This window comes from Aureimonas sp. OT7, assembly GCF_014844055.1.
Taxonomy (GTDB): Bacteria; Pseudomonadota; Alphaproteobacteria; order Rhizobiales; family Rhizobiaceae; genus Aureimonas; species Aureimonas altamirensis_A.
In genome coordinates this window covers 765,253-784,082 of sequence record NZ_CP062167.1, presented here as the reverse complement: position 1 = coordinate 784,082, position 18,830 = coordinate 765,253, and the positions used below count along the sequence as shown (strand labels likewise).

Sequence of the window (18,830 nt, the reverse complement as noted above, 5' to 3'; positions counted from 1 at the left end):
CAACGTGTTTTACCTTTCAGAGTACCCAGAAAACCCATCAGGTTACGTGACACTCTCGACCTCTACCGACTGGGAGCCGTGGCTCAATGCAGTCATTCCTGCAGGTCTCCATGCCGGTGTGACGAGCCGTCTCCGTTCGAACCTTAAACACATCTTGGTGGGTCTGGAGATGAAAGCCGCCTTGATCGTGCCGCATGCGACGCGGATCTCCAACCGGGCCGTGCTTTTTGAGCCGTATTGTCAGTTGCTGACGTTCGAGTTCTGCGTTGGAGTATTCTCTGTTTGCGAGGGTATTGGTTCAGCGCTTTGGCTTCGTAGCCAAAATGATGATGGAGCTGCGGCTCCACGTATTTCACCCAACAACTGGATTGGTTCTTTGGTGGCGGCGGCGGACCCGCAAGGTACACTCGACTTCGACATCAAGATGCGATGAGTAAAAGCCGTGCGCGACAAGATCCATCAAGATCAGCTTGGCGCTCGGACAGAAATCGATTGGCACGCATTCGACTACAATCACGCGTTTGTTCCTGCAAATGATGCGTTAGGGATCGTGTTGCGCCTTCACGCAGCGAGCGTTCCGGCAAACACCAACCTGGGATGAAACGCTATGGACCGTTTGCAATAATGCAGCTTTGAAGTGGGACGTGGAAGCGGACCAAGGCCAGCGTCCCGGTTACATAGGATCGCCACCCTTTCGGCTCACGAACCGAGTGAGCATCGAGGTCACCTTGAACACTCCAAAGAACTTATGAACGATTGTGATGCTTCCTTGGAAGCCGGGAAGGCCGTGGATCTCGACAGTGTAGATCCGCTCGTTGCGTAGGTCGGGATTCCCGAACGACATGAAATCCAGCGGCTTTCCATCATAAAAGCGGTCGATACCTGCTTCGAGTGCTTGCCGCTCGGCATCTGCGTCGCTGATGAATCGGTGATAGATATGGCTGACCTTGTAATCGGACGGCAGAGGAGCCTTCTGCGACTTGTAAATCAGGCCACATGATAGCGCTGTGAAGAACTCGTCAAAACGCGCGTGGTCCACAGGGTACGCAACACCTCCGCGGACCTTGAATGCCCCCTTCAGCAGCATCCGTCGGAGCATATCGTTATTGTGCGAAAGCTGCGGTGCTACCCTCTCCTGAAACACCTCTCGTGCCCGGTTGCTCGGCGACGCGTTCATGCATATCTGCGCTAACACATATAGGTCGTTCGTTGACTTATCATTGTTGTGCTTCTTGCAAGACTTGACGGTTAGCAGTTGCAACCTCTCGCCCACGGGAAAGAACGAGCGCGGCGGTATGTGCTCTTTCGTGGTCCCCTTCTCGTTGCAGCCTGGAAAATAGCAGCTCATGCCAGCCCTCTGCTCATCCATCCACGCCGACCTCCGACGACTATCGCCCCATCGGGCCTAACATGGGTTGTCTACGACGCTCGGCGTCATCGGCGTCTGAAAGTATAGCGGATGCTGTCACCGGCGATGTTCAGCAACCCATCGGCATCGGGGCTTAACGGATTGGGAAGGATATCGACTGTGGTCGAACCCGTCTGCCCGACGTTCGCCACATATGCTATCACATAACGCTCGGCCGTCCTTGAGCGAGCAACATCGCGCGCTTTCCGAACCTCTGTCTCACCGAGCTCGAACTGGCACGGGTCGTCTGTGCTCGTCTTCACCTCAATGTACCAGATCTGCTTGTTGAAGCTGATGCAGAAGTCATAACCGAGCCCATCGTTGCCTTCCTGACCGTTGAATAGGGCCGCGTTACCTGACATCCAGCAGCGGTCGATGTCCTGACCAGGCTGCCGCGCCTTTAGCCAGTGGTAGACGGTCAGCTCGCCGAGCCGACCGATCATGTCCTTCTTCTCCTGCGGGATCCCACCGTAGCTGCCACCAATACCACCTCCGCTGGATCCGCAACGACGCTTCCGAGCCTCCTGTGCAGGAGCAAGATCGGCGAAGGTGCCGATCGGCCTATTGAGCACGCTCTTCGGAAGCCCGCCCGCGATCTCCTCAGACAGCTTCAACCAATCGACCGCCTGCGGATCGCGCAACTCGCCATTCAGTCGCATCGACCGCGCCTCCCGGTCACGGCGCTCGCGGTCTTCGCGCGCCTTCTGCGCCTCGGCCTCGACCTCCGTCCCGGGAACACCGAGCCTTTCCCGGTCGAGCGTCAGCTCCATCCCGGTCGGCCAGAGCCCAAGCCGGCCGAACCAAATCAACATCTCGCCCTCGCTCCAGGCCTTGCAGTCGAATGCCCCGGCGTCGTCGAGCCGCCGGCGCAGGTCCGATTCCACCATTTCAAGGTCGCGCCAGAGGTCATGGATTGGCACTGCATGCTGTATGCCCCACGCCCGTACGAGCGGTTGCGCCGTCCGCCCGGTCTGCCTGACGGCCATTGTGTTCGCGGCCCGGACAGCCGCCACGTCCCCGAGCCCGAGCGGGTTGCTTCCCATCGGCGGGGCGCCCTTCGCCGAGAGCCATTTCTCAACGTGTTCCTCAAGCAGCTCGTCCGGCACGCGCTGGAACCGCAGCAGCCAATCTGGATCCGGCCGCAGGTCGGACAAACCCTCCCGCGCGACCTTGTAGCGCTCATCCGGCTCGAATCCGAGAACCGTCGGCGCCACCATGTTCCTGAGCGCATCGCCGATGGCGATGCGACGGTCCTGCACGAAGTACGCGAGCTGCGACGTCTGCCCCTCCAGGTCGACGTCGGGCACGCTTCCCGTCACAATAAGGCTCGCGTTGAACGCTGCGAAGTCGAGCGTCAGCCGCTCCCGCAGCTCGCCGATCGAGAAGCTCAGCTTGACCGCCTCAACGATGCTTTCGGGCGAAACAGCGTCATCGGGCAGGCAGGCGCGTAGGAGATCGATAAGGGCTGCGCGGTCCTCGGCGGCACCGAGCTCGCCCTCCAGCCACGTCTCCAGCGCCTCCTCCCCACCGACCAGATGAACGACGGCCCGCAGCCATGGAAGCTGACGGTCGATCCGCTCGCCGAGTGCGTCGCGTGCGGCCTCGCTCGCCTGTTCGCTGAGGTCGAGCGCCCTACAGAGCCGCAGCAGATCCTCATGCCCGATCGGCCTATCATCGACGGGAATCCCGTCGAGCGAGAGCTGGCGGATCAGCAGCTTCATGTGCGGCACGATGGCGGAGTGCTGGATCGCGTCGCCGATCGCCGGCAGCGCCGCCTCCACGTGCGACCAGCTGAACGCTCCGTCGCCCACGATGATGACGAGGGGCTCGCCGTCGGTTCGCTGGAACGTATAGGCTGGACGGAGCGTCGGCGGCGTCACGTTGTGGCCTTCGAGCATGAAGCTCACGCTGTCCTTCATCTGGAGCTCGATGCGGTCCAGCAATTGGACGATGCTCGACCGGTCCGCAGGTAGGCGGTTAAGATCGACGCTGTCCAACGCCTCGAGCGCCACGGCGAGCATCGGGCGAAGCCATGGGCACTGATCCACCAGCCGCGGACCGAGCGGGAGTTCCCCCAGCGGGGCGCCGCCGACGTTGATGGCGTAGGCTAGCTCCGACGTCCGGCGGATCTGCTTCTCATATAGCCGTTGCAGGAGCGTCCCCATCTTGGCAGGCTCGCTGGTGCGCACGTCGATGAGCGGATCGCCGATCGCCTCGACGAGGCCCGCCGCGATCAAATCCGCGCTGTCGCGGACGTACACGGTCTCCGCTCCGCTTCCGGCGACCTTGGCGAACCCAAGCTCGCCGCGTCGACGCACGAGAAGCCGGGCCGGAGGCCTTGCCGCAGGAGCCGGCCCCTGCGGCGAGCCGTACTGGTCCGCCAGGCGCACCCAGCAGCGGTTATAGATGTTGACCAGCTCGCGTTCGTAGAAGCGCCTGACGCAACCTTCGGCGAATTGTGCCGCCAGGAACCCGAGCTGATCGAGAAGGGTCTCGTTCGCGTTGAACGTCCTGAACTCGGAGCGCCTGCGCAATTGGTCGATCACCGCCTCGGGCACACGGTCGAGGGCACGCATCAGCTTGAACGACGGGCGCCGCAGGAATGGTGGATAACGATCCGAGCCCGTCGAGAGCCATACGTCCGCGGCCTTGCAGCGCCGACGCCTCCATCCATCCGCGCTGGGCTCCTCGCATGGCACCCAGGCGGCCGATCGCAGGAACGCCGCAAGCGGCGTGGGCCAGTTCCGGGTGTCCGACCTGTAATTGTATTGGTGGCGCACCTCCATCCAGAGCTGCCGGTGCTCGACCCGGCCGATCCACTCGACGATGAGCGTCGCGTACGCATCCAGGGCGTCGTCGGTGAATTCGCCGACGTCGGATTGTCCGGGCAGCCACCAGAGCGGATCAGTCACCTGATAATTGGTCGACGTCTGCAGGCCGAGACTGCATCCAGGACGGGTCGCGATATCCTCCTTCAGCAATGAACCGAAGGCTTCCGGAAAGCCGACATCCTTCAGGAAATCGAAGCTCGTGACGCGCCAGGCCTCCACATAGTTTTCGAGCTTAACCGACCGGGGCTGAAGCCCGCGTTGGACGCCGATCCCGATGAGGAAGTCGGTCCATTCCTCCAGATGCTTAGTACCAAAAACCGAGTTCGACGGCGACGCGATCCGACGCGCGCGGACCTCGTTGATGTCACGCGATCCGCTCGGCGCCAGTTCGAGGAACTGCTGCAGCCTGTGACCAAGGGTGCGGTCCGGCCACGACGACGAGAAGACCGCGTCCGAGGCGCGGATGAATTCGCCATTGAGGGTCGGCACGTACAGCCGGTAACTCGGACTCAGCGTCACCGCGCGCTTGACCGCGACCGAGCGCCGCCAGATCGTGAATGCCCAGCGCAGGCCGGCGACCCGGACCTTCTTCGTCTCGTCACGCTCGACGATCTGGGAGATACGGGTCAGGAGTGCCTCGCTCTCGAAGGGCTGTGCGAGCTTCTTCTCCAGGAAAAGACGCGCGTCCGAGAGTTCGCCGTACCAGGGCAGCGCATCATGCAGGAAGGCGAAGAAGTCGCGGACCGGAGCAGGCGGATAGAGCTCCTCGCCTATGCTTTCCTCGGCCTCGCCGCGACGCGGCGGCACAAAGACCGAGGCCTCGAGCGGGCTGCGCCGACGACGCCTCTTGGGAGATCCACCCGGCGCCTGCACGACCGGCGCACTCGATCTAGCTGCCCGGAGGCTGCCGTCCTGGCAGATAAGGATCTCGCGCGCTGCAAGCGCGTCGCCGTCGGTCTCCATGAAGTCCGATAGATCACCGTAGAAGGCGCGCCAGCGAGCCCAGTCCGGCCGCTTAGCCTTGGCGAGCGCCTTGGCCAGCCCCTCCACGATCTCGGCACGTTCGACGGGCGACAAGCGGTCCTTGAAGCGGCCCCCAGAGTGGACGCGGAGGAATTCCGCAAGCGAATCTGCCCGGCGCTGTCCCAGCCCAGGCCACAGCGGCGCGACCCACGCTGATCCGCCATGGCGCGCGATGACGTCCAGCGAGAAGGACTTGCCGCTGGCCGATGGCCTGCGCGCGGCAGCGGGCGCGGACCAGCGGACGGGACCGAATTCCGGGCGCGTCAGAGGATCACCGGTCCAATCCGCGAGGCATGGTACGAACTTGGCATCGGCCAGCGACGATGCCGACCAACGTCGGACAATGGCCGCCGCCATGCCCGCACCCAGATCGACGGCGTCCCCGTCGTCGTCCTTGTCGGCCTGCAGCAGGCTCGCAGGCGTCTTCCAGACCAACAGATCCACCGCCGCTCTTGCCGCCGTGACGGCCGAAACGGGGGCGTCCCTTTCGCTCGACCCTCGCTCCTCGAGCCAGTGCGCCGTGTCCGCAGCTAGCGTGACCGCGTGCTCGAGCACAAGGGTGTTCACCTTGACCGCCGGATCGAGACTCATCCTGTTCGAGCTCGGGAAGAAACTGCCGTGCAGGTATCCCCGAAACGGAGACGTCGCGCCACGCCCCATCGGCAGGAACGTATACAGTCGAGGATTGAATCCCGGACGCTCCTCGCCGATGGGCACCGCCACCGCGACCTCGCCTGCGCCCCTCCAACCCCTCCAGCTCTCCGGGAGCGCGCCTGACTCGAGGCTTTCGGCCACTGCGGCCTGCATCTCCAGCTCGGGGATCTCGACGCGCGCGATCCAGAAGCGCCCGTTTTCCCCCAAATCGACGAGGGCAGGCCCAGACTTCTCGACCAGCGGCGTCTCCTCCCTGGTCAGCGTGAGCGAGAAGGCGTCATCCGCCAGCCGTTCGCCAGCGATCTCGGCCTTGATCTGGCCGATGCGGCGCAGGAAGAGCAGCATAGGTGCGTCGGCCTGCGCGAGCCCAACCATCTCGTCGCGGACCGCGCTAAGGGCCGCCTCGTTGCGGATCGGCAGCCGGATCACCGTCGAGAAGCCGTTCCTCGCTAAGCCCGCGACGGCATCGGGCACGTCCTCGATCCAGCGCGGGATGTAGAAGGCGGGTAGGTCCGAGCGCGCCAAAGCCCGCGTGGTCTCATCGGGCAGCAGCGGATCGAGCTCAGCGTCACGTGCAAACGTGAAGCAGTACCCGTCGAACGCGCCACCTGATGCGTCTTCGACTAGCCGCGAGAAGACCTGCGGCATGTCTGTGACATGACGCACGCTCCGGAAGCCGAGGCCCTTGTTCCCGACGGCCTCCCCCGGCGGCTTGCTGGAAAGCCCCATCTCACAAAGTGCGTCGACGTTATTCGGGCGGAAGGGCTGTCCTCTGTTGGCGACGTATAGCGTTCCGCTATGACCCTCGTCGCTGGCCAGCAGCACCGATATTTCGCCATCCCGGCGATTTCGGTCGTGCGCATCGTGACCGTTCTGAATCAGCTCGATCAGGAAGCGGCCGTGATAATCGGCGATGATGTGCTGGGAGAGACTCTGGTTCTGTTTGTGGACTGGATCGTAGTATTCGCCGTTCTCGTCTATCGTGCCTAGAAAGCCCTTAATCTTCCGCGAGGCAATCGTCTCCACATGACTCCGCGGCCCTACCGACGTTACGTCTGTAGGTAGGTCACCCGGCTGCGTGCCGGCATAGCTCGAAGCAGTGACGGTATCGATCTGTCTATTCCCAAACCATAATGTGCCCATGACCCCAGAAGATCGCAACTAGCTGAGCAAAGCAGAACTTATTCCGGCGCAACCCGAGCGTATAGATGTAGCGTTTAGCATGGGGAGCTCTTTCGCTCTTCGAGCTGGGTGGGTCACGGAAGAAAACATCCGCTACACTCTGACATATGACCCACAGCTTCACAACGCTTCGCCACCCTGTTGAAAAGCTCCTTGAGGCCGAGCATTTTCTCGCGCGCTTGACGTATTCGAATGGGTTAGAATTTCAATTCGAGCTGAACGCTTTCCTTTCCGCTAGCAGAAGCGTGACATTTGTTCTTCAGAAAGCCATGTCAGATGTGACCGGCTTTGCTTCATGGTACGGACAGCAACAAGCTGTGATGAAGGCGGATGCCGCAATGCGTTTTTTTATCGAATTGCGGAACATCTCGCAGAAACAAGGGCCGGTTTCCTTCGTGGGTGGATCGCTCCCGGGAGGCGGGTGGACCTATCGCTTCGTCGGCAGACCGCATTCCCTGCCAGAAGAACTCATAGGTCGCGACATTGACGCCTGTTGTGCAGCCCATCTGGTCAAATTGGCGAACCTGCTTCTTGAATGTGTTAGGGTCTTCCCCTTTGATTCCTGCCCCTGTCGTGCCTTTACCGAAGAAGGTATGACGGCATTGGGTTACGACTGGAGCGATGTTGAAGCTGCCATCGGACTTCCTCCGGGTTATACGGATGTGGGCGATTTCCCTGCGGGCGAGAAGCTGAGAATTTTGAGCCGTGAAATCGAACCTCTGGATACAGCTTCGATCCAGCGCATCGCTGCCGGTCAGTTGCATCGAGCCAGCGGCGAACCTCAGTACCATGTATCCGGTGGCGCTGATCTTGTAGACGACATGGCCGCAATGATTGAGCTAGGCGAAAGCCCAGGTGAACATCCGCGCGATTTGTTCCTTGGCGCTATTTTGAAGCGCATCAGCGATATTGAACGTTCCTAACCGCCTGGACGCGCATTAGCGCCGTTGCTCACTAAATGACAGCACTGACACAGGCCGTTCCGATTGAACTCTCGGTCGTGGTAACTTCATTATGGGAAAGTGGGGTAATTGGCAGCGACGATAATTATCCTGCCAGTCCGGGCATGATGTATCTTCAGCGAACAAACCGGGGGCAGGGATTATGCATAAAATTGAGGAATTCATGGATGAACCGCAGAAGTCGGGGCGCATACATCGCGCGTGGCCGCGCGCTTGCCTCCACACGATTGCAGGCCACAATTCCATCGAAGAACTTATTGACCAAGCCACGCCTACATCACCTACCTATCGTGAAAATCTGCAGGGATTGCATTACAACGCAGCTCGCTACTGCCGAAGACATGAAAGGCCAGTCGGTCATTGTGTCGGAGCCGAACTACCGCTATTCGGTCCGGGAAATTGGCGGTCTGCGTATGCAGTCGGCGCTGTCTGAATACCTCGCCACTGAAGTTCAGTCGCATTAGGTAGCCAAATGCCCCAAACGGCCGATGTTTCCGCTCTCGAAGCGATCACCGCCAAACTAACGAAGCTCCAGGCCGCCGTAGCGGAGGGCTTGTCTCGCGAGCGCTGTCTTCGCCGGTGGAGCGAGTTCATCCGAGAACGTGACGGACATAGGTGTGTGGACTGCCATTCGCGCCGCCGTCTGTCCGCTCACCACATTTGTCGCAAGTCGTTCCTGACCGTGGCACAATTTCAGACTGGAAATGGCATAACGCTTTGCAGTCCGTGTCACAGAGAGATGCACCGAGGCTTTAACGCGCGGCCGGACCTGTCATTACCGGTAGATGCACAAGGCGGCGAGAAGCTGGCCATAATGGAGCGGCTCTATAGCATCCTCACTGACGATGCCGTCGAGCGAGGCCTCATGCGGGAGGAATTCTACTTCCTTAGCGACGAGCTACTTGCATCCTTCAAGAGAATGCAAGGTTACGATCCTGCGACTTACTTTCCAGGCTCGCGTATCGAGCAAGCCTACCTGATCTTGGCTGAGGGCGAATTCGGCAAGCGCCGCGCGATTGCGGAGGCTAACGGCATGCCTGTGACCAACAAGCCACTTCTTCCGGGTGGGCTATACCTCGTCCTGACAGACAAAAGCGGGCAGCCGAAAGAAAGCATCATCGTCCAAACCTACGTGGCGCGTTCCGAGCCATCTGGAAAATAGGCGGCAGCCCGGCAAAGCCGCCCCGCCCAAATTCTAACCATTGCGGCCTTCATGACTGAGTCGGCGGCTCATTCCAGGTCAGGTCACAACGTATATCGGCGGCTAGCGATTCCGCCGTTAAGTTTGCCCGCATCTTTGACTGAAGGTCGCACTCCCATATCACAAAAACACGCCATCCTTGCGCTCGCAGCTCATCCTGGACGCGTGCATCTCGCGCAACGTTTCGGTCAAACTTGTCCGTCCAGAACTGCGTGTTGCTCTTCGGTGTAGAGGCGACCTTGCAGCCTGCGTGTCGATGCCAGAAGCAACCGTGAACAAATACGACTGCGTGATGCTTTGGGAAGACCAGATCGGGTTTGCCAGGAAGGCCCTTCTTGCGAAGCACATATCGAAGGCCCAGACGGTGGAGCGCCCTGCGGAGCGCGACCTCCGGCGAGGTATCATTAGATCGTATTCGCGCCATCCTAGCCGAGCGTTCCGCGGGCGACAGGAAATCCGCCATGTCCTAGCCCTCGGCCTTGTTCGCCATCAACTCATAGAAAGGCAGGCCCTTGACAACCTGGCCGGGGACATCGAACGATTTGTAGAGGCAATGATGGTTCGGCAAGCCCTTGATCCGTTCTGCGATCTCGCCTGCGGAGCTCGCCAGACCCAGCGCACTGAGTTCCGCGGCCGTCACGTTGGGGACCTTGTGCACGAACCAGGTCAGCAGGGGCTCCCTGTAGTCGGTTGCGTTTACCTTGAAGTGCCGGAGGTATTGCGAGGCGAGGATTACACCGCAGCCGAACTCCCGCCCTTGCAGGAGCAACTTGCGCAGGACGTCAAATTCATATCGCATGATGTTGTCCGCTTCGTCGACCAGCAAATATGAGTCGATGGCGCGAAGCTGCGGGGTCGTTCCAATAAACGGTCGCTTGGGCGTGCGAAGCATATTTTCGTAAAACATGTTCAGCATGACGGCGACCAGCATGTTCTTGCTGCGATCGTCCTGGCCCAGCGCATCAAGCGAAATCACCACGGCGCCATCGAGGAAGTCGGCAAATGGCTTGGTCTTTGCCGGGTCGGGCTCGAAGATTTCCATGTCGACCAAGTCATCGATGATCGACATCGGGGAATCTGATTTGCCATCCAACAAGTCGGCATATGCGGCATGGACATCATAGATGGTCGGCGCGCGCCCAGCACAATTTTCATAGGCGGTTTTCACCGCGCGCTTCAACTTATCCCGCTGGACCGGACCGATCCCCGAATAGATCTTATCGAGCACATCGGCGAAGAACCGAAAGCGATCGAGCCAGGGCACCATCGAGTCTTCCATTCCAGCCGTATCGAAAAGATTGAGAGGAAGACGATAAGGCTTCACGACCCTCGCACCCGTGGCCTTGACGAAGTCGCCGCTGCTGTAGTCGCGCTTATAGTCGAAGATCAGAATGCGCGGCTTTATCCCCCTGTTGCTTGGTGCAGAAGAAGCAATCTGGAAGACCAGTGATTTTAGGAGCTGCGTCTTCCCCGTGCCAAGATCGCCTACGACGCCCATGTTGAGCTGATTGAGTCTGGTGTCCGACAATAGAAGCGAGACGTCGCGGCGCTCAAACCCGTCGACTGTTATCCCGACTGCAAGCTTGACGCCGCTATCGTCGAGACTGGGGTCCGGTTGCGTCGGTGCATCCTTGGCCTCCGGCGCTGGCGCGGAGCCGGTCGGAGAAATAACAACGCCATTAGCCCCGTTAACTTCGGGATCGGTCAGGTCGAACGGTTCGGAGATGAGGTCCAAAGGATCGGCGGCGACAGCAGCGCCGCCGGGGACGCGGGCGTGGTCCGCGCACCTCGCTCCCATCGACCAGTCGGCAATCTTCGCGCGGACGCTATCGTAGAACCCCTGCGCGTCACCCGCCACGATCCGTTCAGCGTCGCGCATCCCTATGATCATCGTCTCTTCAAAGCCGTCGCCGTCCCGATCTACTGCATCGCTGATGACCGTGTCATCGACGACGATAAGACGCCCACGGCGGTCGATAGTGACGTCTCCATTTACCCCTAGGACAGCGCCGGCGATCCTCTCATGGAAGCCAGCCCAATCGGCCGAGGCGCCCACCAGATCCTGATGCGCACTATACACCCTCATCCCGAAGCCGATGATCGACAGGAGGAGGTGCTGGTAGGCGAGACGCCAAGCCGACAGAGCGTCGTGGTCCTCCGCTAGTTCGGAAAGCAGGTCCGCCAGGGATCTTGCCTGCCCTAGGGCGTCCTTTACGTCGGCTGCCGGAAAGACGGAGCCCAGGCGGCATTTCACCTCGACGGGAGTAAGGTGGATATGGGTCTTCCCTGAACCCAAGGTGATGCCAACGACCAGGAGGTCCGGCCGCGCCAACGTCGCGTCAGGCCGATCCTTGTTCAACGCTCGAGAAAGGTCATCGAGATATCCCCGGAATGGGTCGACCGGGATCACCAAGGAGATTGTTGGTTGGTCACTACTTCCGCCGATCACGGGCATAAGGCTGTTGGCGCTTGACCCTAGTCGGAACCGGTCCTGCAAGAGGCGGGCGGCAACGAAAAGACCTAAATCCCCTGTTGCTCCGGTATCGTCGCCGGCGAGCCCGCGGATCGTTGGGATTCCGCGGCGCGCGACTTCAAGCAGGATGTCTTCCACCCGTGCATCGTCGAGCGTTTCGCAGCCGGGGAGCCGGGATAGTACCTTTCTCAGGCCATCGCGGTCCGAAGCCTTCACTCGCGACAAAAGATAATAGCCGTTGGTGTCGCCGGCGCGGTGCGAATAGGAGGGAAGGTCATAGTCCCACAGGTAGGATTGCGGGAGCCAGCCTCCGAGAAAGCAAGCCGGGTCCACCGCAGATGACGAAACGGCTACAAAATCGGTCTTCTTCTCCTCGAGCATGTCGCTAATTGCATGGACGTTTGGTGCGAAGCGAAGCCCTGCGGGCTGCACACTCGTGTTCTCCAAAGCCCCGATGCAAGCGGCAACCTTGTCTGCCAGAGGATCGCCCGAAGTCCCGGCCGGTCGCGCCTGCCGGGATTCGCTTAGGAAATAGCCCGGAAGCTGGCGGCGTACCCGATGGCGAATGAGACCTCCAGCCCCAAGCGCTGACAGCGAAGGCGTCTCCGAAGCCTCAGGTTCCGAGGAATCGAGCTGCGCGATAATGCCCAAGTCAAGGCCAACGCCCGGTGGATGCCCCGAAAACCACCTGACATGGTTCCTGGTGTCCTCAGAGAGATTGGCAATCGTGGCCTCGTCCGGCCTCGCAGCCTCCGTTCTTGTGTCAAATACATCAAGGCGCCGGGGGCCGGATGCGTGCCGCCTGACCGGCTTGCCTCCCTCGGCGTAGCGGGCGCCCGACCACGCCACGAGGCCCTCGTTGCACGAGTCGGTCGCGCCTCCTGCGCTATTAACAACGACGCTTATGATCGGCTTGGCGCAAAGCACATTCGAGACGTCATCGAGCGCGCGTTCCACCTGACTGGCACTAAAGCCCGTGGAGATTCCGCCAACCGAAATACCAAGCGCCGGGCCGAAAGGCGCGGATCGAGAACGCTCTGGCAACGTGCGCAGGCGCGTCCCGTTCCAGAGGACAGACCAGTAGTCGGAGTTGGACTCAACGGCCAGGAATGGGATGTGCTCAATACCTTCGGGGGAGATAATCGGCATCCGAAGGATGTCTGGCACCATGCCGGGGTCGAGTACGCCAGCTGCCGGGCAAGGCCGGCTGCTTGATGCCGACGCATCCAGCACGCCCTGGGCTACAGCGTGCCAAGCCAACCGCAAGGGATGCAGAGGCGAGAGCAGGATCGCGTCAGGCACTCGGGACAAGGAGCGACCGCCCGGCTCCAGAGAAGCTACAGCAACGACGTCGGACCACGTCGCGACCTCTGGGCTCGCCTTCAGCCACGCAGCGTAGGCATCGAGGTACTGCTCAATGAGCCCCGGGAACGACTCGTGGTTGCGTATCCACTCTCCCAGCGGGGCGGCCTCTAAGAGGCCAGATTGATCGCCTGGACCTCGGATCAGCGCGGCGATCGCGCGCCGAGCCCCCACAAAGGCGGCGGGAGGATCAAAGTGGCTCGCCGGCGGGCGTGGATCCTGAAGAAACCGCCCAACAGACAAGATACGCCCGGTCTCTTCGGCCCACTTCGGTTGGACCCACTGTTCGCCATAGTCCTCGGCTAGGACAAGCGGCAGGTAGGATTGCGAGACATCCTCGTCCTGGAGCATCCATGCCTGCAAGCTGCTTGTCCGTGCGCTCCTATTCAGCTGTACAACCGGCTTCGATCCAGTCGGATCGACTTGCCTCCGGTTTAGCTTGATCAGTCGTTCGAACTCGCTCTTGCAACCATCCTCAACTACATCCTCGCATGAAAGGAATACGCGGCACGTCTCCGAAGCAATCTTGCCGTTCGGCAATGCCCGCTCGAACGCTATGTCGAACTGATACGAGCCGTCCGCTTCAACCTCGAGCTGGTGCAAGCCCGGGCGCATCTCTCTGAGCACGAGCTCCTGGGATTCGTCGCCGCCATTACCTTCGCCGCCCGCTGTCCCTGTCGCGCGTCCGCCTGCCGTCGTGCCGGGCGACATAAATATCAGGAGCTCGTATCGGCCGGGGCCTGGAAGCGAGATACTGCTCTCCCAGTTCGCTCCGCGTGTTCGCCTCGCGGGCGCCTTCGGCGCGGTAATTTTCCTCGCAAGGCGGCACGCTACAAAGATGCCCGGAAGCCAAGTTTCCAGCGATATCACCTTTATAGACGCCAGCTTGTGGTTCTCGGCGCTGGCCTTGTACTGGATGGGCGAGCGATGCGGCGGCGGAGATGCGTCTGTGAACTCGGCTCCGCCTTCGACGTCGACAACGCCAGGAAACCCCCCGACATTTTTGCCGGGTGAGCGCCCGAGCGTCACCGCAACGGGTTCCTCGCCCTCGGTTCCCGCTCGGATCGCAAGCTGCACGTCACGCTCGACCAGCAAGGGCACACCCTTCGAGGCGGGCAATAGTGGATTGAGGCACTCCAGCCGTATATCGCCCGTAATCTCTGGCTCGTCGCTCAGCAGTTCCGCCCATAGTTCGGCCGTCAGGCCCATCCACCAAGCAGGTGGATCAATGAGGCCGAGGCCACCATCGGGCGCATAGAATGCTTCTGGCGCTCGCTCTAAAGCGGTTGGGACGTCGCAGGTTGACCGAATGTGTTGGAGGAAGGCTTCAAGCAACAGCTTTTGGTCTGTCGCGGCGGCGTCGAAAGCGTCGGCGAGGCCAGACCTAAACCCGTCCGATAGCGCTGCAGCAACCCCGTCCAGACTCGCGTGCTGCTCACTTGGAGAAAGCTTGTCGCCAGACATTGGCGGCACGCCGCAGGCCAGGCTGATGCCTCGCGCAGCAGCGAGGGAACCGTCACCAACCGCGAAAACGCGTGACAAGAGCCGCCACGCTGCTCGGCGGCTATCCTTGTCCGGGTCGACGTCATCCATGGCTCGCATCGCCCGCTGCACAAGCTCGGCACCACTATCGCGCAGCTCGGCAGAGATTTTGGTGGTCTCAAGCGAGGCTCCTATCGCTTTTTGGACGAATGAGTCGGCCCACCATTCGTCAAATGGCACGTTGGCACCGTTGCATGCGCCCGACACACCAAACTCGTCGGTTGTCGACGACACCGACCGGATCGCGTGTTGCCGCGGTGGGACCAAGGCAAGGTAACTCGAAGCGTTAGGCGAATTCCGCAAGTCCAGCAAATGGGTTTCATCGCATCGGCCGGAAGCGCCGATCGGAGGATTGGTGCCATCTGGCTCGTGCTGGGGGATTTGAAGGAGAATGGGCAGGCCTAGACCTGCGGTTCCCGCCGTAAGCCGCTCGTAAACTTGTCCAAGAATTTCGAGCGGAGGCCCATGGAAGATCAACCGAGACTCACCCCCGGCGGCGGTTTCAGCCACACGCGATAGGATCTCCCCGGCGAGCCAGTCGACAAGCTTGCTCATTGCGCTACACCCGCGCGGCCTTGTCCAGCGGCCGCAAATGGTGGGACTAGGAGCATCCCGCTTTCGGCGTCGGGGCTATCCAGCACCAGACCGAGCATGCGGAGCTGGTGGCCCAGCTCGTTTTGGGCAATGTCGCGATAGTCTACTGCAATCCCGTAGGCCGCCATATGCTGGGCGAGCCGATGTACGGATCGAGGCCCAGCAAGGCCTGCAAGTGAACAATGTACCAAGGCGAGCACGGCCACTGGACCTGGGGCGCACACCCACGGACTCGATTTTGCCGCCCCGCGCTTGCGCAATATATAGCCTTGGTCGTAACCGCGAAGGATCGGGTTTGCGGCCTGTCGCTGGTAGAGGACATGCCGCCCGAACTCCATGAGGTTCGACCCCACGCCCTTGCGACAAAGGAGCGCGCGGGCCTCCCTATCGGCAAGGTCGTCGACGAGGCTCATGACCTCCGTTAATTTCGACCGATGTGCGCCGACGTGGCGGCAAAAGGCGCCGAGGTCAGCGGCAGATGAAAGTGTGCCCGCATACGCTGCTCCGGCCTCTTCGAGAGTCCAGAGCACGGCATTCATTCCGAGGCGTGATCGCAGGTACTTCGACGTGCGGTCCTTGAGCTCCGAAACAGCGCCAGTGCCATAGCTGAGATAATTCAGCACGCGAGGGTAAAACAGCGTGCGGGGGTCATCGGGGACCGTCTGGCCGTCGATTGCAAGCCTTACGCTATCCCACGTCATCTTTTGAACTTCGCAAAGCCACGCCACATGCGCCACCGCGGCGACCCGCACCAGGGCTTCTAGGAGGCTTGTCCACTGCCGGCGCGTCATCGAAGGCTTTGCGGCAACGACTGCGTCCAAGTCTCGAACAAACTGCCGCGCCGGAAACGCGTAGCCTTCGAGTTCATCAGGTGGAAGGCAATGCACGTCGCTCGCGTCGGGTGGTATGCATGCAGGACCCCACGTGATTCCAGTCCAAGCGGACAGCTCGTCTCTCAGGAACCGCGCGAAAACATCGTCATCGTCATGAACCATCAATGCATCAAACAGGCTTGACCAGCGGGCCTCGGCCGCCTCGCCACTGTGGGATCCAAGCCAAATCATCCTACGGACCAGAGCGCCCGCCGGCCATGGATTGCCGGCTAACCGCGCAGACCCCGAGAACGATGCCGTCTCGCCGACTAGAGGCGTCACTTGTACGAAGCGCTTGGTCGACTGATTGGGAAGCTTCGGACTCTCCAGCACATCGTGCAGGAGCGCGTGAAGAGCATCGCCCTCCAGCGATGCGCCGTCGGGCTTGGTCCGCCTGTCACGTCTTGTGCCGATATTGCGATCCAGCTCCCTTCCCTTGAGAGGAACCATTCCCTCGCTCAGTCCAGCAAGGCCGATGGTTCGATAGAGGCCCGCTACAAGGACTTCAGAGTTTGCATATTCCGGCGCCGGGGTTACCGAAAGCGCTGCCGCCTTATACAGCTGGTGGGACTTCGCCCACGGCGACGCCTTAAATTCTGCAAGGCTCATCGGCGCCCCCCAAGGTTCCCTGCCTCGAAACGTCCCCTGTATCGTTCGACCGATACTGCTTCTCCCAGGATGATCGTAGGCCGCTCGCGTACGTCGCGATCCCGGACGATAGATCCCGCCATTCGAGCCCTCGTTGTGTCGAGAAGGGCGAGCACGCTACGGGGAAGCGACGCCGGCGACAGCCCATGTTCAAGATCGCTCACGGCCTTGAACAGGTCGTATGTCAACGCAATTGGCTGCAGCGTTGATCCAACCTCCACGTCTAGGAAGCAGATCGACGGACGCGGGCGTCCCGAGTGAGCCAGGTCGCGAGGGAAGACTCGCCGGCGCGACACGACCAAAGTCGCTCGGCGCCGGGACGGTGGCAATGGCTGGCCGAATGTCGTCGTCAGCGACACATTGAAATTGTGATCTTCGTTGAGAAGGTCCTCTACCTGGTTCGCGATCTCTCGCAAGTCGTGGCCCTGCCCGTCAGCGTCCGCCACCACGCGCTTGAAGGCGTCCAACGTTGCGGCATCTGGCACTGCCGCATTCCTCGCGCCGACGCTGCGGCGCGTCACCCTGCAGGCGAAATCCCTTACTGCGCGCTGGATGCGATTGGCTGCGGCTGGCCGCTTGAGCCGCAGCCGCGGAACAGCGAGAAGTTCATCCAGCCCGGAAAGCCGCTCGAGCAGCATGCGCTCGTTATGAGACAACGCCCGGCAGCCAATCGCATAGTCCAAGCCTTCGCGAACGGACCGGCTGAAACGGGCGTCAAATTCGCCCAGTCGAATTGGCCCCCCCCATACTGCCACTTCGGCATCAGGCGACGACATGGCGGGATCTAATAGTTCGACAAAGGCGTCGAGCGACGCAGCAATCGTCGCCGGGACATAGCCTGCGATCCGTGACTGCAAGAAGTAGTGCAGCCCCATCGCTGTGTTGTCCTCTTGTAACCCGAGGTCCCGAATATCCTGAAGCAAGGAGGACGCGAGGCCGCGTTCCCAGCGATGGAAAAGAGCGTGTTGGTACTGCGCGGAGACGAGCCAAAACAGCGCCGCCGACGTGTCGCGCTTGGGCCTTCCACGCAGTTGGGCCTGCTTGTCTGCTTCTACCAGACCCGCAGCCCATTCACATGGATCGACGGACGCTCCGCGCTGTCCGGTCCCATTACCGGCCAACAGGTAGGAGGTTAGGGAGAAGAGATCCCGGAACGCCCATCGCCTGCTCGTCCCAAGTTCAAACCAGCGTAGCATACGGAGAAAAGACTCCGTTTCCTTTCGCCCGGCCAGCGCCTTTCGGCTGCCGCAGAAAGGACAGGCGCTACCCGCCTGACACGCACCAGCCTCCCGCCACCGCGCCGGATCGAGCGCCCGGCTAAGCACCGCCGCGGCTGGCGCATTATCGTGGTTGTCAGTTGGCTCGATTAAGGACTCGGCGTCCATAGGCCACGCTGCGACCAACGGATACTCATCCAGCGGCCAACACGACGGTGCGTCGGGTGCGAGGCTCACCGCACGCACGATTGCCTCAAGTAAGTCTTGCGATTTGCTGAGCCGATGGTCGATCGAGTGAATTAACGCGTCGTCAAGGACTCCGCGATTCACGCAGCAGATGTATGCCCCTGTCGGCGACTGTAGGGCGCCCTCCAATTCGTCCACGAGTAACATCGCGGGAGAGTGGCTGCCTTGTCCTCCAACTGTTGCGTCTTGGACCACCTCGATACGAAGATCTCGCTTCGGTTGCCCCGTCGCGCCCGCGTCCACGACAACAAGCCGCGGGACAGCCTTGCCCTCGGGCGGATGATAGGATTTTGCTAACTCCTCCACCAGCGCGCCACGGCAATCAAGCGCCTTGTCGAGTTCCTCTATGGTTGCTTCTACAGCCTCGGTTTTTCCGTTGCCCGGCCCGCCGACAAGTAGCACAACCCGCGGCGCATTCTCGTCCGATGTCGCGATGCGTCGCGCCCAATCTCGAAGTCGGCTGAGAAGATTTGTCTCAAAAACAGTTTCGCCGGGGCGGCCGCTGCCAGGGTCGAAGAGGCGTCGCACCCCGCCGCCGCGGTGCCCCGCCCAGTCAAGTAAGCCCGCTGGATAGATCACTCGGCTCTCATTCTCCACAGGCTTATCCAAGTTGAT

Annotated in this window: 11 protein-coding genes; 5 read left to right on the top strand and 6 right to left on the bottom strand. The window is 61.1% G+C overall.

The genetic code is table 11. The features are described from left to right. Positions 1-4 precede the first annotated feature (4 nt). Both IGS74_RS03690 and IGS74_RS20195 read left to right on the top strand, forming a co-directional pair. Positions 5-433: a hypothetical protein gene (locus IGS74_RS03690; RefSeq protein ID WP_246722877.1), complete on the top strand. Its 429-nt coding sequence runs from the start codon at positions 5-7 to the stop codon at positions 431-433. 9 nt (positions 434-442) lie between these two features. Next, complete coding sequence (locus IGS74_RS20195; protein ID WP_246722875.1) at positions 443-601, top strand: hypothetical protein; 159 nt, start codon at positions 443-445, stop codon at positions 599-601. Between the two features lie 72 nt (positions 602-673). Here the strand turns inward: IGS74_RS20195 and IGS74_RS03685 are convergent, their stop codons facing one another. Further along, positions 674-1,369: a hypothetical protein gene (locus tag IGS74_RS03685; protein WP_246722873.1), complete on the bottom strand. Its 696-nt coding sequence runs from the start codon at positions 1,367-1,369 to the stop codon at positions 674-676. Positions 1,370-1,434: 65 nt separating this feature from the next. Beyond that, entirely contained in the window at positions 1,435-6,942 is a 5,508-nt protein-coding gene (locus IGS74_RS03680) for a DUF3883 domain-containing protein (protein ID WP_206688211.1), read from the bottom strand. 263 nt (positions 6,943-7,205) lie between these two features. Here IGS74_RS03680 and IGS74_RS03675 point away from each other — a divergent pair, with 263 nt between their 5' ends. The 3 genes from IGS74_RS03675 (at position 7,206) to IGS74_RS03665 (ending at position 9,222) form a co-directional block, all read left to right on the top strand. Beyond that, on the top strand, positions 7,206-8,021 hold the full coding sequence (locus tag IGS74_RS03675) for a hypothetical protein (protein WP_192389410.1): 816 nt from the start codon (positions 7,206-7,208) through the stop codon (positions 8,019-8,021). Positions 8,022-8,227: 206 nt separating this feature from the next. Further along, complete coding sequence (locus tag IGS74_RS03670; protein WP_192389408.1) at positions 8,228-8,524, top strand: hypothetical protein; 297 nt, start codon at positions 8,228-8,230, stop codon at positions 8,522-8,524. Between the two features lie 350 nt (positions 8,525-8,874). Beyond that, positions 8,875-9,222, top strand: a complete 348-nt coding sequence (locus tag IGS74_RS03665) for a hypothetical protein (RefSeq protein WP_192389406.1) — start codon at positions 8,875-8,877, stop codon at positions 9,220-9,222. Between the two features lie 49 nt (positions 9,223-9,271). On the opposite strand, the gene vsr is transcribed toward IGS74_RS03665, so the two are convergent. Genes vsr through IGS74_RS03645 form a run of 4 tightly spaced genes read right to left on the bottom strand, consistent with a single transcriptional unit; the run spans position 9,272 to position 18,794 of the window. Beyond that, positions 9,272-9,724, bottom strand: coding sequence for a DNA mismatch endonuclease Vsr (gene vsr / locus IGS74_RS03660; RefSeq protein ID WP_192389404.1), 453 nt, complete (start codon positions 9,722-9,724; stop codon positions 9,272-9,274). A 3-nt stretch (positions 9,725-9,727) separates the two neighbouring features. After that, positions 9,728-15,193 (bottom strand): ATP-binding protein, encoded by a 5,466-nt coding sequence (locus IGS74_RS03655; RefSeq protein ID WP_192389402.1) that lies wholly within the window; start codon positions 15,191-15,193, stop codon positions 9,728-9,730. Next, the gene (locus IGS74_RS03650; protein WP_192389400.1) at positions 15,190-16,713 is read right to left on the bottom strand and encodes a hypothetical protein; all 1,524 of its coding nucleotides are present in this window, start codon (positions 16,711-16,713) and stop codon (positions 15,190-15,192) included. The genes IGS74_RS03655 and IGS74_RS03650 overlap by 4 nt, the downstream gene beginning before the upstream one ends. After that, positions 16,710-18,794: a hypothetical protein gene (locus IGS74_RS03645; RefSeq protein ID WP_192389397.1), complete on the bottom strand. Its 2,085-nt coding sequence runs from the start codon at positions 18,792-18,794 to the stop codon at positions 16,710-16,712. Before IGS74_RS03645 ends, IGS74_RS03650 begins: the two co-directional genes overlap by 4 nt. Positions 18,795-18,830 lie beyond the last annotated feature (36 nt).